Below are 22,583 nucleotides of genomic sequence, written 5' to 3'. Positions count from 1 at the left end.
GGCGAGCAGGGGAACTGCCGGTGACCGGGTTGAGCCGTGCGAGGGTCATTCAGCCGGCGCCTACAAGGACGGCGGCCACGTCGGCGAGGTCCTGCACCACATGCACCTCGTCGTCCTCCAACGGCTCGTAGTCGCCCCGCGTGTAACTGCCCGAGGCGTGGATCACCACAGTCCGCTCCGGACCGATGAGCCCGCGCCGCACACCCTCGCGTACACCGGTCATCGCCATCACCAGTGACCACTCGGCCAGTTGGTCCGGTTTCTCGGGCAATGAGAACCCGGCGTCGGCCAGTTCATCGCGGATGGCCTGGTAATGCTGCAAGCACTCGTGCCGTGACACCACGATTCCGCCACCGCCGAACTTGGCGATGATGTCGTTCATGCGATCCGCGGTGGGCGGCCGATGGGTGTAGAAGGTCGGATCCAGAATCTCGCTCGGGCTGTCCGTCGCGTAGGGGAAGCACGGTTCGGTGTCCTGGCGGTACAGCCGCAGCTGCGGATCCCAGGCGTACGAGGGCGCGTTGCGGCGGTCGAAGCTGCCGAAGCGCTGGCTGAGCACCATGTCCGGGGTGTGCAGGTGCTGGACGAGAAAGGACTCCGGGCGCTGTGCGGACGAGGCCTCGCCCGCGGTCTCCAGCAGGTCCCGGCCCGTGTGGTAGCCGAGCAGCCCGAAGGCGCTGGAGACGGCATGGGCGTGCAGGCGTGGTTCGCCGGGCACGATCGGGTCGACGTCGTGCTCGAACAGAGCCCGCATGGCGTCGGCCACGATGTAGTTGGACAGATCCAGCGAGAACCACAGCCGGCCGCCGGTGCGCCGCGCCCAGTCTGCCGCGTACTCGTGCACGAACGTGCGGGTCAGCGGCTTGACGTCCTCGGCCTGGCGACCCGTATAGATGAGGACGGGGTTGAGGGAGCGGAGCTCGGGGTCGGTGGCCAGCCGGCTGCGCCGCAGCTTGTCCCGGCAGTCGGCCGGACAGATCGTCACCACCCGCAGCTGGTGCGGCTCCGCGAGGCCGAGGTCCAGGGCCCGAAGCACCGCGTCGCGCAGTGCCGTGCCCTTGTTGGCGGAGGTCGGGGTGACGAGTACCACCGGCACCCCGGTGCGGCGCACGTGTTCAACGGCTCGGGCCACGATGAGCAGGGACGCCGGAGTCTTGGTGGTCTGCGTGGCCGGGTTGCCGGTCAGGTCGAGCATTCGTACCCGCCGCCCTTGCAGATCCCTCAGCGGACGCCAGGAGACGGTTGCGGCGGAAAAGTACTCGCGGGTCCTGTCGTCCAGTTCCGGGAAGTCGAAACCGGGCTGGAAGCCGTCCGGGTCCGGACGACCCGTGCGTTCCTGGCCGCAGGACATCACAATGTCGGAGAGTCGGTGGTAATGGTCGAGGACAGGATTGCGTGTCACCGCCCCGGCGCTCGGATTCGTCAGCACGGGCGTGCCTCGGGAACCCGCCGGGGACCCGTGTGTGGTCCGTTCACTGTGGCCTCAACCTCCTGTCGTCGAGGTGCCCTGGGACTTGTCCGTGGGCGCGGTGGGCAATCGGCGACTTCGCACCGGACGGCCGTGCGTCACCTGCCGAGAATCGACCTCAGCACTGCCACGTAGTCGGAACCGGTGTCGAGTGGTCCGTACTTGGGCAGGTCGCCCGGACCGATGAGGGTGTCCAACGGGGCGACGACGACGCCGTAGTCGGGCCGGTGCTTGTACTGGATCGACATACGGTCGCGGCTGACCGCGCTCACGCGGTGCGGAGCGGCCCGGTGCAGACCGTTCGACCAGCGCTGTACGTAGTCGGCGAGGAAGACGAACAACGCGCCCTCAATGGCGGGGACTTGCAGCCACGTCCCGTCCGGATCCCGTACGTCCAGGCCTGGTTCGTCCTGGTCGAGGATGGTCAGCAGGGACAGGTCGATATGCGGCGACATCGCGTAGTTCACCTTCGAACCGACGCGGGACAAATGGCTCGCGCCGTAGAAGTTGAGGCCGAGGCGGTGCAGCGGCGCGCCCAGATATCCCGTGAACGAGTCCTCATCCAGCCCCAAGTCCAGGGCGCAGGCGGCGAGAATTCCGTCGCCCATCTGCGTCAGGTGGCCGAAGAGTTCCAAAGACTTCGGGAAGTGCTCGTGATAGAAGTCCACGGAGTCCGGCATGGCGAGGTCATCGGTGACGTTGCCGATCCGGTACTGCTCACAGGCCTCGGCTCCGCTATGGGTGCGGCTTCTCTCTCTGCCGAGCCCGCGATAACCCAGAAACTGAGACTCCTCGGCGGCGTCGTATTTGCTCTTCTCCTCCAGGGGCAGCTGGTAGAACCGCCGCATCTCGTCGTAGACCTCTTTGACAAGTCCCGCGGGCACACCGTGGTTGTGAACGAAGAAGTAGCCCTCGCGCCGGCAGATGCCGCCGATCGCGTCGGCGACCGCCTCCCGTTCCTTCGAGGTCCAGCCGGCCGGGTGTCCCGGCAGTTCCACGTGCGGTACCACCCCGTGTGTCCTCTCGCCTGGTGATCGATTGGCAGACCGTATGCCGACTGGTCCGCCCAGGAGCCTGACGCCTGCGACGACCCGCATCGCGGCAGGGATCCGCGCAGACGCGGACAGGTGCGTGAAAGATCGATTCGGTGCCGTGAACCAACGCTGTGCTGCGAACCCGTGCCGGCTTCGAGCCTTCGACGTTGGGTAGGACCTTGCAGAGAACAACCGTGGTGGCCGTAGCCGCGATTCGCATCGACGCGCGAATCAGCCGGTTCATCTTCTGGGTCGTCACACAACACGCACAACCCCCCGGGAACGAGTTTCAGACAGCTTGCGGGCGCCCGGGATCGGTCAATTGTCGACTCGAAATGACGGCAGGTGGGACAGCCGCATTTCATCCTGCTCCTCTGATACTCCAGGGAGGAGATCAAGAGAGCCCGGAGCGGCCGGAGGAGGCGCCGGATATGGCCGAAAGTGCCGTACGGGCCGACGGCCCGGGTGTTCCCTTCGTTTGGTACGTGTCCAACACTGAAATACACCGGGCAGAATCAGAAGTCCTCTCCGGCCCCTGACGGACGAGCCACGGTACGCGCGGTGCACGGGGGGTGAACTCCCAGCGCCCGACGGCATCGGCCGTTCCTTCAGTCAGGCTGCCGATGAGTCTCATGACGACGATCGATGGAGCACCCGATGATGCTCAACAGCTTCGACGAATGGTCGCCGCTCAAGGAGGTGGTGGTCGGCTCCGCGATGAACTACACGTCACATCAGCGTGAGTTGTCCTTCGACCTCTTCTTCCACGACAACATCGCCGGCGACAACTCCTCACGCTCCGAGTGGTACTACCCCCGCTTGACCTCCGGCGGCAGCGCCGAGCCGGCACCCAGCGGCACGGCGCCGATCAAGCAACGCTATGTGGAGGAACTGAACGAGGACCTGGACGGCATCGTCCACGCGCTCACCACGCTGGGCGTCACCGTGCACCGCCCCATGGACGTGGACGCCACGACCGTGGAGGTGCGCACTCCCGGCTGGAGCGCGTCCGTGGTGCCCCCGCTCAACGTCCGGGACAACACGCTCATTCTCGGAGACGAGATCATCGAGACCCCGCCCATGATCCGCTCCCGCTACTTCGAGACCCAGTTCCTCAAGCCCGTATTCCAGCGGTACTTCGATCAAGGCGCCCGCTGGACGGTGATGCCGCGGCCGCTGATGACCGACGCGTCCTTCGATCTGTCCTACGCGCGCGTCAGCACCGTGGGCGGACCGACCGAGCCCATCGCCGATCCCCGGACCTCCTGCTACGACGTCGGCACCGAGATGATGTTCGACGGCGCGCAGGTGCTTCGGCTCGGCCGCGATCTGGTCGTCAACATTTCCACGGCCAACCACGCGATGGGCTGCGACTGGCTGGAGCGCCATCTGTCGGGCCGCTTCCGCTTCCACCGGGTGCACCGGCTCAGCGACAGCCACATCGACAGCATGGTGCTCGCGCTGCGGCCAGGCACCTTGCTCGTCCGGTCGCCTTCCGTACGCGACAAACTGCCTGAACGGCTGCGTTCGTGGGATCTGATCGTTCCGCCGGCCCCGGAAGGCAACCACTTCCCGGCGTACGACGATGACGACCTGGTCCTCGCCAGCCCCTTCATCGACTTGAACGTGCTGTCGGTGTCGCCGGAGACGGTACTCGTCAACGATGCCTGCCCGGAGCTGATGCGGACGCTGGAGAAGCACGGGTACACAGTGGTCCCGGTGCGCCACCGGCACCGCCGGCTGTTCGGCGGCGGATTCCACTGCTTCACGTTGGACACGGTGCGCCAGGGGGGAGCCGAGGACTACCTGTCCTGAAGGGAGCGCGCCCAGGAGGAGACCGCATGCCCGCCCACACTCGGATCACCGGCGTCGGAACCGCGGTGCCGCCGGTCTCCTACAACCAGCCGGAACTCCTGGAGATGTTCGGTGTCACCGATCCGTCGATCCGCTCGATCTTCCTGAACAGCACCATTGAGCGGCGCGGCCTGACCCTGCCGCCGCTGCTCCCCGACCGCACCGCCGCGGCCGAAACCCAAGGCGAACTCCTGGCCAAGCACACGACCGAGGGTCTGCGCCTGGGCCGGGAGGCGGTGCTCGCCTGTCTGGCCGACAGCGGGCAGGACGTGAGGGACGTACGCCACCTGTGCTGTGTCACCTCGACCGGCTTCCTCACCCCGGGGTTCTCCGCGCTCCTGCTCAAGGACATGGGACTGAGCACCACCTGCTCTCGTCTGGACGTCGTGGGGATGGGGTGCCACGCCGGGCTCAACGCGCTGGCCTCGGTGGCCGGGTGGTCCCGGTACCACCCGGGCGAGTTGGCACTGATGGTGTGCATCGAGGTGTGCTCGGCGGCCTACGTCTTCGACGGCACCCGGCGCACCGCCGTGGTCAACAGCCTCTTCGGCGACGGGGCCGCAGCCGTCGCGGTGACCACCGGCGACCCGGACCCCTCGTCCCGTGGACCTGAACTGATGCGCTTCGGCAGCCGGACCATCCCCGAGGCGGTGGAGGCCATGCGCTACGTCTGGGACGAGCAGCAGCACAAGTTCAGCTTCGTCCTCGATGCCCAAGTCCCTTACGTGGTCGGCGCCCACGCGGAAGAGGTTCTGGAACGGCTCCTGGCGGGGACAGGAGTGGCCCGCTCCGGAGTGAGTCACTGGGTGGTGCACGCCGGCGGGAAGAAGGTCGTGGACTCGGTGCGCGTCAACCTCGGCCTGAGCCGGCATGACGTCCGGCACACCACCGCGGTGCTGCGCGACCACGGCAATCTGTCCAGCGGCTCCTTCCTCTTCTCCTACCAACGGCTGGTCGACGAGGAGACGGTGACGCGGGGAGACATCGGAGTCCTGATGACGATGGGACCGGGATCGACCATAGAAATGGCCCTCGCACGATGGTGACGGCCAGTAGGGAGGCGCGGCGATGCCGCCGAGCAGCGAGCAGGAGCAGGTGTCGGACGAGCTGGGACTGCGGGTGGATGTGGACGGCACGCATCCGCTGCCGGAGTTGACCGTGAGGCTCAACGCGGCGTGCGATCGGGTGGAGCAGCGGGCGGACCACACCGTGCTGCGGCTCCAGCTCTTGCCGGTACCGGCCGACAGCCGGGCCTGGCCGCCCGCACCGGCCGATGTGCAGGACGTCAACCGTTGGGAGCGTGCGGTGCGCCGCCTCGAACGGCTGCCGGCGATGATCGTCAGCACCGCCGCCGGTGTCTGCGGGGGACCGGCGCTGGACCTGCTCCTCGCCAGTGACTTCCGGATCGCCGATCCGGGCCTGCTGCTGATGCTGCCCGTGAACGACGGACATTTCTGGCCCGGCATGGCGGTGTACCGGCTTGCCCAGCAGCTCGGCGCCGCCCGAGCCCGGCAGATCGTGCTGTGGGGCGATGACCTGGACGCCGGCCGGGCGCATGAGCTCGGTCTCGTCGACCAGCTCAGCGACAACCTGGCGGCGGCGGCCCACACCGCCGTCGTCATGATGGGACGGATCTCCGACCGAGAGCTGGCCGTGCGGCGGCAACTGCTCCTCGAAGCGCCCGCGGCCGAGTTCCACGACGCGTTGGGTGCCCATCTGGCCGCCTGCGACCGGGAGTTACGTCGGCTGGCCGAGGTCCGCAGCCACGACAGGGGGGAGGCGTGACGTCCGACGCACCGGTGTCCCCGGCCATTCCGCTGCCGCCGCCCCCCACGTCCACCGGTCAACTCACCGCGGATCACAAGGAGTTGCAGCACTACGCCGACCAGGCCGACGGGTTCCTGAGTCTGTTGCCGCCCCGTCCGGCCCGCGACTGCGAGCAGACGGACCGGGCCGCGGCGCTCCATGAGGCGCGCCGCACCGCCCGGCACTCCTTCCTGGCACGGCACGCACCACAGGTGTACGACGTGCTGACCGACGGCGGCACGCTTCAGCGGCGGCTGCCGGACCTGGTACGGCAAGCACAGGCGCACTTCCCGGGGCTGGTGCCGACCGCGGCCCAGCTCGCCGAGGACCGCGGACACATCCAGGCGGAGAAGGAAGGGCACGAGATCGACCTGGGTATCTTCTTCGGGGCCCTGCTGCGTTCGCCGGCAGCCGGAGCCCACCTGATCGCGACCATGCTCCACCCGGCCCCGGGCTCACTCGCCCTGCTCGACAGCTTCCGTCGCCAGGACCTCCTGGAACTGGAGACCGTGGTGGTGGAGCGCCGCGGAGCCGCCGCACATGTCACCTTTCACAACAGCCATTGCCTCAACGCCGAGGACAACCAGCTCATCGCCGACCTGGAAACCGCGGTGGACCTGACGCTGCTGGACGACCGCGTACGTGTGGGGGTGCTGCGTGGCGGCCGGGTCGACCACCCGCGCTACGCCGGGCGCCGCGTGTTCAGCGCCGGAATCAACCTCAAAGACCTGCGCAACGGCTCGATCTCCTATCAGGACTTCCTTCTCGGCCGGGAACTCGGGTACGTCAACAAACTGGCCCACGGCCTGCTGACCTCGGACACGGGCCGGCGGCAACCGGCCGCCGTGCACAAGCCCTGGGTGGCGGCCGTGGACGCCTTCGCGATCGGCGGCGGCATGCAACTCCTGCTCGTCGTGGACCGGGTGCTGGCCGAGGAAGGGGCGTACTTCAGCCTGCCCGCGGCGGAGGAGGGCATCGTGCCCGGCCTGAGCAACCTGCGCCTTCCCCGGTTCACCGGCGCCCGCATGGCGCGGCAGGTGCTGCTCTCCGGGCTCCGGCTGCGGGCCGGGGAGGCGGGCGCGGAACTGCTCTGCGACGAGGTGGTTCCCGCTGACCGGCTGACGGACGCCGTGGAGCGAGCCGTGACCGAGCTGGCCGGCCCCGCGGTGGCGGCCAACCGCGCCATGCTGGCCCTGGCCGACGAGCCGTGGGAGCTGCTCCGCTGCTACCTGGCCGAGTTCGCGGTGGTGCAGGCGGAGCGCATCTACAGTGCGGACGTACTGGCCCGCATCGAGCACCGTTGGGACCGACCGTGAGGGAGTCCGCGCAGCACATGGTGACCGCGCTGGACCGGTCGCGGCTGCACGCCTCGCTCTCCGACCCGGTGCTGAGTTCCGTCGAGTTCCTCAACGAGGTGATGCGCCGCTACCCGGACGCGATCTCCTTCGCACCCGGCGCCCCGCATCCGGACTCCTACGCGGACCTCGACGTCGAACGCCACCTGGGCCGGTTCCTCGACTACTTGGTCACCGAGCTGGGACACCCACCGGCCATGGCGCGCCGGATGCTCTACGAGTACGGGCCGAGCCGCGGGCTGATAGACGGCCTGATCGCCGATCTCCTCCGACGCGACCACGGGGTGGACGCCCCGCCGCAGGCGGTGGTGGTCACCGTGGGAGCCCAGGAGGCGATGCTGCTGGCCCTGCGCGCCCTGATGCGGTCCGACGACGATCTGCTCGCGGTGGCCGACCCGTGCTACGTGGGCATCACCGGCGCGGCCCGGCTGCTCGGCGTGGAGATGGTGCCGATTCCCGAGATCGAGGAAGGGCTGCACCTGGAAGCACTGAGCGCGGCCTGCCGAGCGACCCGACGTACGGGGCGACGGGTGCGGGTGTGCTCCGTGGCCCCGGATTTCTCCAACCCGGGCGGCAACCGCATGAGCATGGAGCGCCGCGAGCGGTTGCTGGAGCTGGCCGCGGCAGAGGACTTCCTCATCCTGGAGGACAACGTCTACGGCTTCACCGCGGCACCGGGCGACGAGCTGCCGTCGCTCAAGGCCCTGGACCGCAGTCGTCGGGTCGTGCACCTCGGCACCTTCGCCAAGGTGTGCTTCCCCGGTGCCCGGGTCGGCTACGTGGTGGCCGACCAGACCGTACGTACCGCCGACGGCGGCACCACACTGCTGGCCGACGAACTCGCCCGGCTCAAGACCATGGTCACCGTCAACACGTCCCCTCTGTCGCAGGCGGTCGTCGGCGGCATGCTCCTTGAGAACGGCGGGTCGCTCGCCGCGCGCTGCGACGCGCACTCCACGCTCTACCGACGCAACCTCGCGCTCCTGCTGGACCGCCTGGACCGGCTGCGGGACGAGGGACTGCCGCCGGAGGTGACGTGGAACCGGCCGGCGGGCGGCTTCTTCGTGCGCATGCGATTGCCGATACCCGTCGACGAGGACCTGCTCGCGCGCTCCGCGGCCTCCTACGGCGTGCTGTGGACTCCGATGGCCCCGTTCCACCTCGGCCCCGGCGGCGCCGACGTCCTACGGCTCTCCTGCAGTTACCTGGATGCGCGGCAGATCATCACGGGCGTGGAACGACTCGGTGCCTTCCTGCGCGGAGAGGTACGAGGATGAGTGCCCGTGATGTCATCTCGCTGCCCACGGCCCGCACCAACCCGTTCGACCCACCACCCGAGTTGGCCAGGTTGCGCGCCCGCTCCCCGCTGTGTCGTCTGCGCTATCCCGACGGGCACCTCGGCTGGCTGATCACAAGCCATGACCTGGCCAGGAAGGTCCTGTCGGACCCGCGCTTCAGTGCCCGCTCCGAGATCAAGCGGGCTCCCTCGGCACGCACCAGCCTGGACCCGTTCTACGGCGCGCCGGCGCTGCCCGGCTGGCTCGTCGACATGGACCCGCCGCACCACACCCGTATCCGGCGCCGGTTGGCGAAGGCGTTCACCGCGCAACGGATGAAAACGCTGCGGCCGCGGATCGAGCGGATCGTGGCCGATCATCTGGCGGCCATGGCGCAGTCCGGGGACCCGGTCGACCTGGTGGCGTCCTTCGCGCTGCCCGTCCCGTCCCTGGTCATCTGCGAACTGCTGGGCGTTCCCTATGCCGAGCGAGCCGACTTCCAGCGCAACAGCGCCACTTTGTTCAGCCTCAAGGCGAGTGCGGAGCAGGCCGTGCGCGCCATGGCCGACCTGGACGCCTTCCTGACCGAACTGGCGGTGCACAAGCGGCGGCAGCCCGAAGACGACCTGCTCAGCGTGCTCACAGCCGACGGTGAGCTGTCCATCGCCGAGGTGGCGGGGGTCGCCGCGCTGCTGCTGTCAGCGGGTCACGAGACGACGGCCGGTTCACTGGGGCTCGGGGTGTTCACCCTGCTGAGCCATCCGGACCAGCTCGCTCGGTTCATCGCGGACCCGGGCTTGGCGGACACGGCGGTCGAGGAACTGCTCCGGTACCTGACGATCTTTCAATTCGGGGTTCCTCGCGCCCCTCTGGAAGACGTGCCGCTGGCCGGAGAGATCGTGCGGGCAGGCGAGTCCGTGACGGTCTCACTGCCCGCGGCCAACCGGGACCCCGAGCGGTTCACGGATCCGGACCGTCTCGACATCGGCCGGCACCCAGGGGGCCATCTCGCCTTCGGACACGGCATCCACCAGTGCATCGGGCAGAACCTCGCACGAACCGAGATGCGGATCGCCTTTCCCGCACTGTTGCGCCGCTTCCCCGGCCTGCGGCTGGCCGTGTCTCCGCAGCAGGTGCTCCTGGGCCAGGACACGGGCTTCTACGGTGTGCACCAACTCCCCGTGAGCTGGTCATGAGCCCCGCCCGGCCACCGGGTCGGTCCGTCTAGCCGGCGAAGAGCCGCGCGAGCTTCTCCTCGACCTCGTACGCCGCCGGCAAGCTCTCCGCGACGACGCAGTGCAGCAGCGTGTCGTCGCGCCGGTCGAAGGCGCTGCTGATGATCACGCCGGTGCGGGTGTCCGGGGCGTAGGCGAGTCCGGCGTCGGTGAGGCGCTGCACCGCCGTGTCGAACGAGGGAACCGACCAGCCCTTGGGCCAGAAACCCTCAAGCAGCACCCGGTCCGCCATGAAGTCCCGGCCGACGACCTTCTCGCCGAAGACGCTGTACACGTGCGTCGAACCGGTCACGCGCCCGTTGTACTCGGTGAAGAGCAGTTCGCCGTGGGGAGTGACGATCGCGTCCGCGCTGAGTCTCCCGCGGTACCCCATCGCTTGCAGCGGTTCGCACAGACGCCGCCCCTGGCGGGTCAGATCGTCGAGCGTCCGGGGCGAGAATCTCGTCGACGGGATGATCTGCTTCGTCGTCACCGGTTCCGACAGCATCTCGCCGTGGGCCCCGAACTCGATGTCGTCATCGGTGATCAGGAACTCCGCGAAGCAGGCGACACTGTCAGGGAAGTACTGCTCCACGACGAAGTGGTGTCTGCCCTCATCGGTGAGCCAGCCCCAGCGGCCTGCCAGATACCGTCGTACGGAGTTCTCGTCGTGGGCCACGACGACGTTCTTCGCGCCCACCGGAGACAGGCCGGGGAGCGGGCTCACGATTTCGTTGCCTGCCCCGCCCGACATGTAGTCCTTCTTCAGCATGGCGATGCGGCCCGCGCCCACCAGCTCCCAAATCGCCTCGGCGGCGTCCTCCTGGTCGGCACAGACTCGCCCGGGTGGCAGGCCGACGCCCGCGCCCGCGGCGACCGCTCGGAAGGCCGTCTTACTGTTGAGCAGAGTGCCCCCGCCCTGCTCGGCGAAGCCGTGACCGGCCAGGGCTTCGGGCGCCCCCAGGGCGCGCGCCAACCGGGCGATCGACGCGGCGGGCCACAGCGGGAGAACGCTCGTGATGGTCCGGCCCGCCAGCGCCGTATGGATCTCGCCGAGCAGCCGCTCGTCCGTCAGACACCGCCCGGACAAGGCTTCGGAGCCGCCATTGTCCGTGTGCGGGACCAGGACGCGCAGCGACGCACGCCGCGTGCCCGTCATCGTGGTCACGTAGCGGAGGAAGGACTCCTCCGGCTGCGTCGGCAGGATGACGATGTCGCCGTCCTCCGCGAACCACACCACGCGCTGGTTCCACCAGCCCGATGCCGGGCGAGTGCGCAGCACTTCGTCGAAGTCGTTGCCGATCAGGATCTTCACCATGACAGCCACCCGGCAACGACGGGACGTGGAAGACACGTACGCGAAATGATCATGGATGAGCACCCCCACCAAGTGGTTCCGGCCTCTCACCGGTTCTGTCCGCCGAGCGCCCGCTGGTCGTTTTCCGGTCGTCGGCGGCCAGGCTCTCCCCGCTGCCGCCCCGCTCCGGAGGACCGGGCTCCGGTGCGGGCGGGCCGTCGGCCGCCGAGTCGAAGCGCCGCAGCGCGGGGAAACACAGTGCGACAAGCCCGATGGCCACGACACACGAGAGTCCGCCGGTGAGTGCGCTGACCGACGGCGTCGCGGCCGAGGCGACGACACCGCCGCGGAAGTTCCCCAGATGCGGTCCGCCCGCCCCGACGACGAAGTCGACGGAGGTGGTGCGACCGCGGAACTCCTCGGGAATGCTGGACTGCACGATGGACCCGCGCAGAACCACGGCCGTCGCATCGGCTGCTCCCGCCGCGGCCAACAGCCCCAGAGCGAGCCACAGTTGTCCGGTCAGCCCGAGACACGCCAGCGCCACACCCCACACCGCGCCCGCGCCCAGGAGCCAGACGCCCTTGCGCGTGGCGCGGCCCACCGGCCCCGACAGCGACATCGCCAGAACGCCCCCGACCGCCGGTGCGGCGGTGAGCAGGCCCAGAGTGCTGGGCGAACCACCGAAGTCGAGGGTGTTGAGGGCGGGGAGAATCGCGAAGGGCATGGCCAGTACCGTGGCGCTCAGGTCGGAGAGCATGGCCCCCGCCACGATCCGATTGCGGCCGACGTAGCGCAGCCCCTCGTAGATCGACTTCACCCCGGGCCTGGTCTGCGCCTGGGCCGGCATGGCGGGCAGCCGGACGACACCGTAGAGCGCGACGAAGAAGCTCAGCGCGTCGATGACGTAGCAGACCTTGACTCCGCCAGCTGCGGCGAGCACGCCGCCCAGGCTCGGGCCCACCATCACGCTCATGTGGAACACCAGCATCTGCAACGTCAGGCCCGCGGGCAGTTGTTCCTTCGACAGCAGCCTGGGGACGAACGTACGACGAGCCGGCAGGTCGACGGCGAACAGCAGCGATTGCACGGTGACGAGCAGGTAGAGGGGCCACACCTGCGCGTTGCCTGCGAAGGCCTGCACCGCGAAGAGCAGGGACACTCCGGCCATGCTGCTGCCGGTCACCAGAACCAGCTTGCGGCGGTCCAGCGCATCAGCAAGCGATCCACCGATCAGACCCACGACGAGGGTCGGCACCAGGGTGGCAAGGCCCACCGCACCCACTGCCGCAGAGGATCCGGTCAGCTGGTAGACCTGCAGGACGACCGCGAACGTGGTCATCCTGCTGCCCACCGACGACAGCGCCCCTCCGATCCAGAGCCTCCGGAACGACGCCTCGGCCTTGAGCGGCCCGACATCGATGACGAGCCTTCGCACCGAGGCCTTCACCATCACTCCTGTCCCGCCCCGCCCGGACGCGGCCCCTGCGGCCCGTGTGTCCCACCTGAGCTGAAGACGGCGTAACGGAGCTCCGAAGTGACCTTCCCGAGCGTGCTGGTGAGCCACAGGCTGCCGGGGCCGGGCAGCATCTCCGAGACCACCAGTCTGCCGTCCCCCGCCGCCTTGGCCATGCGCGAGACCTGGCGGACCAGCAGCGGGCTGTCCAGATCGCAGTAGAGCGGCTTCACTTCCTGCGGGAACTTCACGAACACATGCCGGGGCAGGCCGTGTTCCTCCCGAAGACGTTGCACCGCGCGGAATCCCGCGTACCAGTCCTTGCCGTGGCAGGCGGCCGCCGACAGTCCCCACATCGCCCGCTGGAGCACCACCCTGCCGTGTACGAGGCGGGGAAGGTATCCCTCGTCCTCCAGGGGCACCGGCAGACCGTCGACGCGCTGCGGGAACGAGAACACGGCGAACGGATTGCGGGCACGCACCCCCTGCCAGTACAGGGGCGGCGAGGTCAGCCTCAGCGCACGGTCACTGCCGGGGAGGTGCAGCCGGAGTCCCCGCGCGGTGTCGTTGACGATCAGTTCGTGCAGCCGTACCCGCGACCGGGCGGGCAGCGGCGAGCGGTCGGCCGCCTCGATGTCCAGGCACGGCAGGTCGGCTCGGGCGTAGGTCTTGCTGCGGTGCCGGTGGGTCACGTCGGCCAGATCCTCGTCGGGCTCCAGAAGGGGCCGGTACGCCGCCGCCACCCGCTCTCCCAGCGTGCCCTCTCCCACGGCCGCGTCCACCCACGGTGCGAACAGGCTGTGCGACAGGCCCTCCTCGGCGGCGTGCAGGTCGCCCACCACCGCGAGGAAGTCCCCGCGCGCCACCGCGTCCGGGCCGTCGGCCGCGAGCATCAGATCGGGGTTGCAGACAGCGGGCAGCGGGTCGCCCGCCAGCGCGCGAGCGTTCGCGATCGCTTCTTCGGTGATGTGATGCTCGCGGGCGGTGCGCTCGGCGGGTGTCAAGAGGTCCTTGAGGTGCGCCGCCTTCGCGGACATTTCCGAATCGATCGCGTCGAATCCTGCGGACAGTTGCGCATCGTCACGCAGGCAGGCGGTGACGAAGTCGGCCACCGGCACGCTCGCACCGGCACCGAAGACCCCGCCGAACCACGCCCGCATCATGCGACGCGATGCGTTCAGCCGGGCACGGGGAAGCACCAGGAAAATGTCGTATACGAAGGCGAGTTCACGGGCTACCAGGTCGGGGATCGGTCGTCCCAGGGCCATGACGCCGTACTCGCTGTCGCAGTCCTCGTTGAACACGGTGCGATCGCCATTGGTGACTCCGGCCGCCCGGTACGGTGATTGGCCTGTCGCGGTGGTGTAGGCCGTCTGCACGGCGATGGCCGCCGCTGCCCGGCCCCTCTCGTCGGCCGCGGACTCCAGCGCCGCGAGGGCGGATTCCACCGCTTCCACGTGCCGCTCCGCCTTCTGGTCTCCTACCTCGGCGGTGAGTTGGCGCAGCAGCGGAATCGCGTCGTGTACTCCGTAGGGGAGCTCCGGCCCCGTCATGACGGCCCCGTAGTCCTCAAGCGAACGCAGGACCCGCACGGCCGCGGCTTCCGCAAGCGGCGTGCCGTACTCCCTCTCGTACTGGTGACGGATCCCGGCCACGGACCGGCTGCCGTCGCACCACCGCAACACCCGCGCCTCGTCCTGCGACAAGCGGTGCGAGGCGGCATCGATGACGGCGTCGGAGAAGCGGTGGTGCCGCTGGGTGAAGTCGTATGTGACGACGCTCAGTTCACCGTCGGACACGTAGCAGCCGGCAGTCGCCCGGGGGCGCCACCAGTGGTGCGCGGCGACGGCGCCCGTGAGGAACGAAACCTGTAAGCGCTCGGCTGCCCAGTGCGAGAGGCGGACGTGGCGCCGTGGCAGGCCGGGAGCACAGGTCACACCCGCCTGGTCGGCGCGGAGGAAGGCCGTGGTGATCGGTCCGGCGTGACTCGTCGTCTCGTTCTTGGCGCAGTAGCGCTGGAGCATCCGTGTCAGCAGGTCGGTGCGCTGGCGATCGGCGCTGCGCCAGCCGTCCGGCGTGGAAACCCGCCGATCCACCCACGGCCCCAGCCTCTGCCACAGTGCCGGATTGGCGAACTGCACCGCGTCACGCAGCTTCGGCTCCTCGTGGAAGCGCCGTACGACGGCGGCGGAGGTCTGCACGACCTCGGCGTCGTACGCGGCTCGGACGGCGGCGTCGTCCTTTCGGTGCTGTGCGGCCACCGTCTCGCCCGAGTGCAGTTCGGTGAGCCAGGAGGCTGGAAAGCCGGCGCTGCGTACAACCATGGCCGGAAGGGGCAGCCACGGCGACAGCGGGGACTCGGTCACACAGCCCTCCAAGCGTTTGGGGCAAGTCGATTACGCGGCGAGCGGCGGGGCAGGGCAGGACACTCCGTCTTCAGCAGGTCGGGGAGCGCGTACCGGCCTTGTCGCGGAGGGAATGAGTTGAGAGAATTTCAGTTTTGACCTTGCCGTCAGTGCGACTGGCCTGTCAACGGAACAGATGAACGAGCGGGCGGTCGCGGAGATTTCGAGTCATCCGCATTCGCCACCGAGCGTGGCAGCGGCCGCTCCACCTGCGGCGCTCACCTGCCCCTGCGGCTCGCGGAGAATGACATCGGTGCTAAATGATCCGGTTGCCAACGAGGCCGGAAATCGAGGTACTTGTTGCGGTCCTGGGTGGTCTGATGGGCGCTGACAGGAGTGTTGCTGTTTGGCCTCGTCCGCATCGTTGATATCGCCAGTCACTCTGATAACTGATCTCTCGGTGGCGGTCGAGGTGGCCGCCAGCCCGCAGGCCCGCCGGCCAAGGGAGTTCCCGTATGCCGGCGGTGATACGGCTGCCTGGCCGTCAAGCCCTTTCGGACAAGTGCTCACGAACGGTGGACTGCCCTTAATCGGCCGTGTAGCGTTCCGGAGAGGCTTTGAAAGCCGCACCACCGACACCGACTTCGAACGCAGTCTTGTCTCCTTGACGCATTGCGGAATTTGATGTTCGAGGCCACAGTGCCGTGACATGGCGGGGGCAGAAGGTGACATCACCATGACGAGTCCGGCCCTCCTGCCGTCACGTGTTCCGCCGACGAAGCGTATCCGCTTGCACGCCAACTACGCTTGGCGCAACAGCGGACATCCACTGCTGGCCCCGCTGCGCGTGGCCTGGGACACCAGGGGCTGGGCACGATTCCCGGCTGTCCGGTCTGAAATCGGCGGGGTGTCCATTTCGTATTCGGGAGTTCCCGAAGGGCTCGCCTACGCGCTCGAATTCACGGAGCAGCGCCGGGGAACCAGCGCGAAAGAGATCGCCGCTCGCGAAAGAACCACCCTCAAAGGGTGGCAGCTGGCGCGTCCGGGGCAGTTGCCCGGGGCCGACATCGTCATTGTGGGAACCAGTGCCGCGAAGGCTGCGCGTCTCCCCGTGAACGCGTCATTGATCATTCCCATCCGGGTCCACTTCGTGCTGGACTTCGACCGGGATTTCGACCGAATCCACTCAAGCGCTTCGAAAGGCGCCCGGCGTGACTTCCGGCAGAAGTCGCGCCAGCACGACTGGTCCTTCGGCATCGAGCGCGACCCGGCCTGGTTCGAGTACTTCTACGACCGCATGTACCGGGCCACGATGTCCAAGCGCTACGAGGCGCGGGCTCGCACCGAGAGCAGAGAGTCGGCGTACGAGTGCCTCTTTCGGTCGGGGGTGCTCTTCCACCTGTCCATGGACGGTCAGCGCATAGCCGGACATCTATGTCACTGGGATCCCCGCTCCGGAGTTCTCACCTCTCGTCTGCTGGGCGTCCTCGACGGGGCGGAGGAGTACTACGCGGCCGGAGCGCTGAAGGTGATGTATTTCCACCTGATCGAATGGGCGGCCAGAAACGATGTCAGACGGCTCGATTTCCAGGGCACCGAAGCCTTCCTCAGCAAGGGTACCTACCAGATGAAACGCCGCTTCGGAACACAAGTCGTCCTCCCCCCGAACCACTTCGGCGGAAAACGGCTGTGGCTCCAGGTGCGCCGCGACAACGCCGAGGTGCGGAACTTCCTCGTCGACAACCCCATGCTCACCGAAGGCGCCGACGGGACGCTGGAAGCCGTCTACTTCCACGACAGCGAACGGACCGCGCGCATCGACTACCGGGCAGAATCCCCCGGAGTCGGGCACATCCGCCATGTGGACCTCGACAAGTTCCTCGCCGAGGTCCACAAGAACTGATCCGCCCGGCCTCTCCGATGCTGCGCAGGCACTCGGCCCGGCGGCGCCCGTCGACACCGTCCACGGGTCGTCAGGCCGGCAGGCGTTGCTCGAACCAGGTGGCCACCTGGGGAAGCGCGGCGCGGCGGGAGGGCGAGTGCTCCATGGTGCCGACATCGATCAGGGTCACCTCGGCGCCGTGGTCGTGCAGCGCCTGCTCGCAGTGGAGTGCGTTCTGGTACGCCACGTCCTTGTCGCCGTCGGCGGCGAAGAGGCGTACGGGCACCTCGGGGACCCAGTCGGTGCAACTGCTGTCGTTGTCCTGGTAGGCCCGCAGCAAGCCGCCGGTGGGGTGCAGTGCCCAGTCGATGGCGTGCGGGGTGAGCAACTGCTGGGGCGTGTCAGGCAGGACCGCGAAGATCTCGGCATCGCTGTGCGTGCCGTCGTAGAGGGATTCGATCTTCGCGGCGTACGGGGTCTGGAACATCTCGGACGGGTCGGCGTACAGGTGGTACTTGCGGTTCATCGCGGTCAGCCAGTAGGCGAAGAGGTAGTTGGTGTCCTTGCCTCGCAGGGTCCGGTCCACCAGCCCGGCCGGCGCCTCGGCGTGCTGGGCGTCGTAGGGACCGCTGACCGGGGCGAGCGAGACCAGGTCGAAGTGCGGGTCCGCGCCACGCTGGAGGGCTCGGCCGAGGGCCATGGCGGCGGGGCCGCCCTGCGAGAAGCCGGTGACCTGAACGCCCCGGCCGAGCCGGTGCCCGTTGGCGCGGGCCACGGTGCGGGCGGCGCGCAGCAGGTCGACCGAAGCGGTGGTCTCGGAGGCCAGGTCGTCGTACGGGTGCAGGCCCGGTCCGCTGCCCAGACCCAGGTAGTCGGGCGCCACGGTGGCGTAGCCCGCTCCGGCGAAGAGCACCGAATCGGCCTGCACGGACGGGCCCGTCGCGACATTCGGATCACCGGACGGCGCATCCCCCCTGGCGGCCATCGTGCCGTGCTCGTAGACCACCACTCGCAGTTCGCGCCGGTCGTTTTCGGGCAGTGTGACCAGGCCGCTGGCGATGGTGGGACGGCCCTGCGGATCGATGGTGCGGTAGAGCACCCGGTAGTGATCCACTCCGTAACGCGGAGCGGCGGCGCCGCTGGTATAGCCGCGATCGTGGATCTGCTGGGCCGCGGCGGATCGTCCGATCCGGTCCACGACGTCCACGGAGACGATCTCGCCGCGCCGCGGTCCGTGGTCGGCGGCAGCGAAGCTTGGGGTGGCCGTGGTGGCGGCGAGGACGCTCAGCGCGCCGAATACGATGAATCGGCGGCGGACACGGGACTTGGCATCGATTGGCATGCCCTCCATCCTGTCGCCGTTCCGCGCCCGGCCATCGGGGAACACCCCTGAGAAACACCTGAGTTGACCCCGAGTCGAAGGCCGGGGTCCGACTCGGGGTTCGGATCCTCGGGGGAGGCGGTGCGCGCGCTCCACGGAACGGATGCGGACGGTCTGTTGCACACAGCGACCCAGTTCGGCTCGGCGGTCGGCATCTCTCGGCGGTGACCGTGGTATACGACCTGGCGTCCGGCGGGGGGAGCGGGCCAACTCGCCGCGTATCGCGCTGCGTTGGCCGTATCCGTCGTGATGGTGGTGCTCGGCGGGCTCGTCACCTCCTCGGGGCTCCTCCGTGCCCGGTCGTGCACGGAGCCCGTCGCCGTCAGCGCTCCGGAGCCCCGGAGTGGAACTCCGGCCGGTCGCTTGTAAAGGAGGGCCGCGAAGCGGTGGTCGTGCGAGACAGCGGTCGTGACACCCGTTGGCACACCGCGGAGAGTCGTGCAGGCGAGGCGGGTCGTCCTCGTAGGCTGGCCGGTGTCGTCAGCAGGTTGTGGGAGAGGGCCAATGGACTGGGAGAAGTCGCTCGACGTCGCCGTTGCCGCTGCCGGAGCCGCGGCGGATGTGCTGCTCCAGCAACACGGAGGGGATGCGGAGGTGCGGTACAAGGAAGACGGCACTCCGGTCAGCCGGGCCGATGCCGCCGCAGAGGTGGCCGTCCGGTCGGTGATCTCGGAGGCATTTCCCGATGACCGCATCCTCGGTGAAGAATTCGGGTCAGTTGGGGGCGGCAGCCGCTGCTGGGTGGTTGACCCATTGGACAACACCGCGTGCTACCTGCGGAGTTCGAGCGAGTACGCGGTCATCGTCGGGCTCGTCGAGGAATCCCGTCCGGTGATCGGAGTCGTGGTGACTCCGCACGACGGAGCGGTCTGGCGGGCAGTTTCCGGGCAAGGCGCATGGGGGCCGGACGGGAGGCGTCTTCGCTGCTCGGGGACCGATCGCCTTGAAGATGCCACGGTTACTTTCGCATCGCTGCGGCGATGGCGGGAGATTGGATTGGCCGATCCGCTCGGGAGGATCACTGATACCGCCTTTCACGAGAGTCTTCATGGCGGATTCCGGGGGATGCTGGCTGTTGCCGCCGGGACGGTCGATCTGAATCTCGACCCGTGGGGGAGTCTGTGGGATCACGCCGGGCTGGTGCCGTTGCTTGAGGAGAGCGGGGCAGTATGCCGGCGGGTGGCGCTCGACGCACGCCAGGTCGGGCTGGTCGCCGGGCCCGAACCACTGGTGCGCGCCGCCGCGGAAGCCGGACTGCCGCTGAGTGAAGGGGCCTGGGATCCCCGGTCGTACGGGAAGGGGGTCGGCGCCTGAGAGTCAAGAAGTGAAAGCGCCATTCTGAGGATGCCTCGATCCCTGCACCCGGCATGGAAATCCCTTGCGACGCGCGGACAGCGATCCATAGATTCTTGAGCCTCGACTTCCGGTTTCGGAGGCCTGCCCTGCGCCCACGTGCAAAGGAAGGCACATGGTACGAGAATCCTTGCTCGTTACTCGGTTGAAACAGCTGGATGCCGACGGCCTGGAGAGGTCGGTCGGCGGTGGCGGCAAAAGTAACCCGCTGGCTGGACTCTTCCACCGGAGCGACGGCTCCCTGGACGCCATCGCCTGTGCGGAGACACTGATTTCGGTCGGCCCCGACGCCGGCCGCGAAGAAATTGCCGAATTTCTGCTTCGCTCACTTGGAGAAGCTGGTTTCGCAGCCTCTCGGGACCAGCTTTCCGGAATCGCTCGACATCTCGCCGACGAAATTGCCGGAACCGCCATCACGCTGACCGGAGCTGAATCCGTCGCTCTCCTTCTGGAGCACGCCGGAACATACGCGGTCTTCGCCTACGCCGGCACTTCTGAACTGGCATTGTGCGACAGTTGCGACCGGGCGGCAGCCTTGCGGCTGATGAACGGGCGGGGCGACAAGGAGTCGGCGTTCATGGCCGCGGGGGCCTCCCTTCTCCAACCCCGTCGAGGCGCGGCGATCCTGCACGGAGCCCGAGGCCTGACCAACGCCGCGGGAGCGGTCGCGGACGCCCGGCGCAACGAGGCGGGCACCGTCTTCATCGTCGGCCTGCCCTCTACCGGGTCGGCGGCCTTCTTGCCCCCGCACGGCGAGGCCGGGCTGTTGCCCGCCATCGGCACTTTCACCGACTGGTGGTGGCAGGCGCCCGCCGTCCCCGAGGACGGACAGGCTCGCGCGAGGGCTGCGTACACCTTCGTGAACAAGTTCACCGAGGCGCTCGCCGCGTCCGCCCGGTTGCCCGCCCGGCCCGCCATGTTCGGCATTCCGCAAGACGTCGCGGAGCGGCGCTGGATACCCTTCGACGCGGTACTCTCCGCCCCAACTGGCCAGCCCGTGCAGGGAGTTGGGAAGGACGCACCGGCCGAGGCGGTCGACCTGCTGCGGCAGGCACGGCGCCCCCTGTTCCTCGTCGACGACTACGCTCTGCGCTTCCCGGAGTTCGCCCCGGCTCTCGACGGGCTGACCAGGGCTCTGGGCGCGCCGGTGCTGCAACTGCGCTACCGGCGCGGGCCCATGCTGTTCGAGCGGCTCCGCCCGGAACACGTCGCCAACTTCATCGGGTGGTACAACCAGTTCAGTACCGCCCACGCGGCCCTGCTGAACGAGTGCGACCTGCTGGTCACCGTGGAGGACCGCAACATCTACCGGCGCGTCGTCGGTGACCTGCCGCCGTGTCGGAAGATCGCCCTGACCGGTGACGGGCCCAAGGCGCGCAAGAACGGATACCTCACCGAGGACGACCTTCTGGTCGAAGGAGACGTCACCGCGCTGCTGCGTTCGTTGACCGAGGGGCTCAAGAGGGGCAGCGACGGCCGGCGTTGGTTCGCCGACAGCACGGCGAAGGCCTCGTGCGTGACCCCGGAGCCGGCCGGCGAACTCGTGGAGCACATGCGGACCCGGGTGGTCGACGAGCTCGCCCGGACCCTGCGCGGCTGGGACCGCCCCGTGCTGATCGACGACAGCCAGATGTTCGGCGGCCTCATCAGCGAACGCTACGACCTCCTCCCGCCGGAGCTGCGAGTCTTCGGCGGACACGGCGGCTTCGTCGGTGGCGGACTGGCCTGCGCCGTGGGCCTGGCCGTCGCCGACCCCGGATGCCGAGTCCTGTGCACACTCGGCGACCAGGGGTTCACCAACGCCTTCCAGGGACTCGTCGCCGCCGTACAGGAAAAAGCGCGTGTGCTCTTCGTCGTCTGCAACAACGGCGAATCCGTCTCGCTGAAGAAGCAGGCATCGGCCTCGGATCCCACCTGGTTCGGCGGTGGCACACGACCGTACCTGACCAACCCGCCCACCATGGACTACACCCTCGTCGCGGAGGCACTGGGCGTTCCCTCGCAGAAGGTACGGATCGTCTGCGGTCCGAACGAACCGGCCATCGACCAGACGGCCGAGGCCATGGGGAAGGCGCTGGCCGAGGCCGCACAGACCGACGGCCCCGCGCTGGTCGAACTGCTGCTGCCGGCCGAACCCGAGGCATGGCTGGGCATCTGGCTCACGCAGGGATTCGAGCAGCAGGCGCCGGAGAGGAACTGACGTGACACTGTTCCTCGACTCGGCGGACACCAGCCGGATCAGTGACCTCGCGAAGACGGGCGCGATCACCGGTGTGACCATGAACCCGGCCCTCATGCGGCCGCACACCGACGACCCCCTCGCCCACCTGATCCGCGTGCTGAAGGCGGCGGGCGGCGACCGGACGGTGATGTACCAGCCGACCAACGCCTACGGCACGGCCCGGGACGAAGCACTGCGGGCCCACGAGACCGATCCGCGCAGGGTGGTCGTGAAGATCCCTGCCGTACGGGCCTCTCTTCCTCTGGCCGAGGAGCTGGCCCGCCAGGGTGTGCCGGTCGCACTGACCGCCGCGCTCGGCCCCGCGCACATGATGCTGGCCGAGACCGTGGGTGCCAAGTACCTCATTCCCTACGTCGACCGCTCGGAGCGGGACATCCGGGGCTGCCCGGATCTGGTGCGCGAACTCGTACGCCTGCGCACCGGACCGGTGGTGATCGTGGCGGCGTCGCTCAAGAACCTCGGACAGGCGCTGCGCGCCCGTGCCGACGGCGCCGACGCGGTCTCCGTCCCCGCCGAGGTGATCGACACCATCCTCGACCACCCCATGAGCACCGAAGCCGCCCTCGCCTTCGACAGCGAGTACGCGCACCGGCGTCTCCCGGACGGCACGGTGGGGTGA

The 22,583-nt window shown here is 68.6% G+C and carries 16 protein-coding genes; 10 read left to right on the top strand and 6 right to left on the bottom strand.

Going from position 1 to position 22,583, the window contains the following annotated elements; genetic code table 11:
* Positions 1–49: 49 nt before the first annotated feature.
* Both ACIQ8J_RS19000 and ACIQ8J_RS18995 read right to left on the bottom strand, forming a co-directional pair.
* Positions 50–1,402: a DUF6002 family protein gene (locus ACIQ8J_RS19000; RefSeq protein ID WP_403273143.1), complete on the bottom strand. Its 1,353-nt coding sequence runs from the start codon at positions 1,400–1,402 to the stop codon at positions 50–52.
* 164 nt (positions 1,403–1,566) lie between these two features.
* The gene (locus ACIQ8J_RS18995; RefSeq protein ID WP_403273145.1) at positions 1,567–2,466 is read right to left on the bottom strand and encodes a 2-oxoglutarate and iron-dependent oxygenase domain-containing protein; all 900 of its coding nucleotides are present in this window, start codon (positions 2,464–2,466) and stop codon (positions 1,567–1,569) included.
* A 693-nt stretch (positions 2,467–3,159) separates the two neighbouring features.
* Here ACIQ8J_RS18995 and ACIQ8J_RS18990 point away from each other — a divergent pair.
* The 6 genes from ACIQ8J_RS18990 to ACIQ8J_RS18965 are packed head-to-tail and all read left to right on the top strand — an operon-like array spanning position 3,160 to position 9,990.
* Positions 3,160–4,317 carry a glycine amidinotransferase gene (locus tag ACIQ8J_RS18990; protein ID WP_403273146.1) on the top strand — a complete coding sequence of 386 codons (1,158 nt, stop codon included), beginning with the start codon at positions 3,160–3,162 and terminating at the stop codon, positions 4,315–4,317.
* A gap of 26 nt (positions 4,318–4,343) precedes the next feature.
* Positions 4,344–5,402 (top strand): 3,5-dihydroxyphenylacetyl-CoA synthase DpgA, encoded by a 1,059-nt coding sequence (gene dpgA / locus ACIQ8J_RS18985; protein WP_403273148.1) that lies wholly within the window; start codon positions 4,344–4,346, stop codon positions 5,400–5,402.
* Between the two features lie 22 nt (positions 5,403–5,424).
* Positions 5,425–6,141 (top strand): enoyl-CoA-hydratase DpgB, encoded by a 717-nt coding sequence (gene dpgB, locus ACIQ8J_RS18980; protein WP_403273150.1) that lies wholly within the window; start codon positions 5,425–5,427, stop codon positions 6,139–6,141.
* Positions 6,138–7,478 carry a (3,5-dihydroxyphenyl)acetyl-CoA 1,2-dioxygenase DpgC gene (gene dpgC, locus ACIQ8J_RS18975; protein ID WP_403273152.1) on the top strand — a complete coding sequence of 447 codons (1,341 nt, stop codon included), beginning with the start codon at positions 6,138–6,140 and terminating at the stop codon, positions 7,476–7,478. Before dpgB ends, dpgC begins: the two co-directional genes overlap by 4 nt.
* 20 nt (positions 7,479–7,498) lie before the next feature.
* Positions 7,499–8,794: a PLP-dependent aminotransferase family protein gene (locus ACIQ8J_RS18970; protein ID WP_403273286.1), complete on the top strand. Its 1,296-nt coding sequence runs from the start codon at positions 7,499–7,501 to the stop codon at positions 8,792–8,794.
* A complete protein-coding gene (locus ACIQ8J_RS18965) occupies positions 8,791–9,990 on the top strand; it encodes a cytochrome P450 (protein ID WP_403273153.1) in 1,200 nt (399 codons plus the stop codon). The genes ACIQ8J_RS18970 and ACIQ8J_RS18965 overlap by 4 nt, the downstream gene beginning before the upstream one ends.
* A 28-nt stretch (positions 9,991–10,018) precedes the next feature.
* Here the strand turns inward: ACIQ8J_RS18965 and ACIQ8J_RS18960 are convergent, their stop codons facing one another.
* Genes ACIQ8J_RS18960 through ACIQ8J_RS18950 form a run of 3 tightly spaced genes read right to left on the bottom strand, consistent with a single transcriptional unit; the run spans position 10,019 to position 15,127 of the window.
* A complete protein-coding gene (locus tag ACIQ8J_RS18960) occupies positions 10,019–11,326 on the bottom strand; it encodes a peptide ligase PGM1-related protein (RefSeq protein ID WP_403273155.1) in 1,308 nt (435 codons plus the stop codon).
* 49 nt (positions 11,327–11,375) lie between these two features.
* Complete coding sequence (locus ACIQ8J_RS18955) at positions 11,376–12,758, bottom strand: MFS transporter (protein ID WP_403273156.1); 1,383 nt, start codon at positions 12,756–12,758, stop codon at positions 11,376–11,378.
* Positions 12,758–15,127, bottom strand: a complete 2,370-nt coding sequence (locus tag ACIQ8J_RS18950; protein WP_403273158.1) for a lantibiotic dehydratase — start codon at positions 15,125–15,127, stop codon at positions 12,758–12,760. The genes ACIQ8J_RS18955 and ACIQ8J_RS18950 overlap by 1 nt, the downstream gene beginning before the upstream one ends.
* Before the next feature lie 715 nt (positions 15,128–15,842).
* Between ACIQ8J_RS18950 and ACIQ8J_RS18945 the strand changes: the two genes are divergently transcribed.
* Positions 15,843–17,009: a GNAT family N-acetyltransferase gene (locus ACIQ8J_RS18945; RefSeq protein ID WP_403273159.1), complete on the top strand. Its 1,167-nt coding sequence runs from the start codon at positions 15,843–15,845 to the stop codon at positions 17,007–17,009.
* Between the two features lie 70 nt (positions 17,010–17,079).
* On the opposite strand, the gene ACIQ8J_RS18940 is transcribed toward ACIQ8J_RS18945, so the two are convergent.
* On the bottom strand, positions 17,080–18,330 hold the full coding sequence (locus ACIQ8J_RS18940; protein ID WP_403273161.1) for an alpha/beta hydrolase family protein: 1,251 nt from the start codon (positions 18,328–18,330) through the stop codon (positions 17,080–17,082).
* A 543-nt stretch (positions 18,331–18,873) separates the two neighbouring features.
* Here ACIQ8J_RS18940 and ACIQ8J_RS18935 point away from each other — a divergent pair.
* The 3 genes from ACIQ8J_RS18935 (at position 18,874) to ACIQ8J_RS18925 (ending at position 22,583) form a co-directional block, all read left to right on the top strand.
* Positions 18,874–19,683, top strand: a complete 810-nt coding sequence (locus tag ACIQ8J_RS18935; RefSeq protein WP_403273162.1) for an inositol monophosphatase family protein — start codon at positions 18,874–18,876, stop codon at positions 19,681–19,683.
* A gap of 154 nt (positions 19,684–19,837) precedes the next feature.
* Positions 19,838–21,922 carry a thiamine pyrophosphate-binding protein gene (locus ACIQ8J_RS18930; RefSeq protein WP_403607871.1) on the top strand — a complete coding sequence of 695 codons (2,085 nt, stop codon included), beginning with the start codon at positions 19,838–19,840 and terminating at the stop codon, positions 21,920–21,922.
* Position 21,923: 1 nt separating this feature from the next.
* Positions 21,924–22,583, top strand: coding sequence for a transaldolase family protein (locus ACIQ8J_RS18925; RefSeq protein ID WP_403273165.1), 660 nt, complete (start codon positions 21,924–21,926; stop codon positions 22,581–22,583).

This window comes from Streptomyces sp. NPDC094147 (assembly GCF_044764265.1).
In the GTDB taxonomy this organism is placed as follows: Bacteria; Actinomycetota; Actinomycetes; order Streptomycetales; family Streptomycetaceae; genus Streptomyces.
This window is presented reverse-complemented; position numbering and strand designations above follow the sequence as displayed.

Excerpts from the sequence above, each read along its gene's own strand:
- ACIQ8J_RS18990 (WP_403273146.1), top strand. The coding sequence starts at position 3,160 with ATGATGCTCAACAGCTTCGACGAATGGTCGCCGCTCAAGGAGGTGGTG.
- dpgA (WP_403273148.1), top strand. The coding sequence starts at position 4,344 with ATGCCCGCCCACACTCGGATCACCGGCGTCGGAACCGCGGTGCCGCCG.
- dpgB (WP_403273150.1), top strand. The coding sequence starts at position 5,425 with ATGCCGCCGAGCAGCGAGCAGGAGCAGGTGTCGGACGAGCTGGGACTG.
- ACIQ8J_RS18965 (WP_403273153.1), top strand. The coding sequence starts at position 8,791 with ATGAGTGCCCGTGATGTCATCTCGCTGCCCACGGCCCGCACCAACCCG.
- ACIQ8J_RS18960 (WP_403273155.1), bottom strand. The coding sequence starts at position 11,326 with ATGGTGAAGATCCTGATCGGCAACGACTTCGACGAAGTGCTGCGCACT.
- ACIQ8J_RS18955 (WP_403273156.1), bottom strand. The coding sequence starts at position 12,758 with ATGGTGAAGGCCTCGGTGCGAAGGCTCGTCATCGATGTCGGGCCGCTC.
- ACIQ8J_RS18945 (WP_403273159.1), top strand. The coding sequence starts at position 15,843 with ATGACGAGTCCGGCCCTCCTGCCGTCACGTGTTCCGCCGACGAAGCGT.
- ACIQ8J_RS18940 (WP_403273161.1), bottom strand. The coding sequence starts at position 18,330 with ATGCCAATCGATGCCAAGTCCCGTGTCCGCCGCCGATTCATCGTATTC.
- ACIQ8J_RS18935 (WP_403273162.1), top strand. The coding sequence starts at position 18,874 with ATGGACTGGGAGAAGTCGCTCGACGTCGCCGTTGCCGCTGCCGGAGCC.
- ACIQ8J_RS18930 (WP_403607871.1), top strand. The coding sequence starts at position 19,838 with ATGGTACGAGAATCCTTGCTCGTTACTCGGTTGAAACAGCTGGATGCC.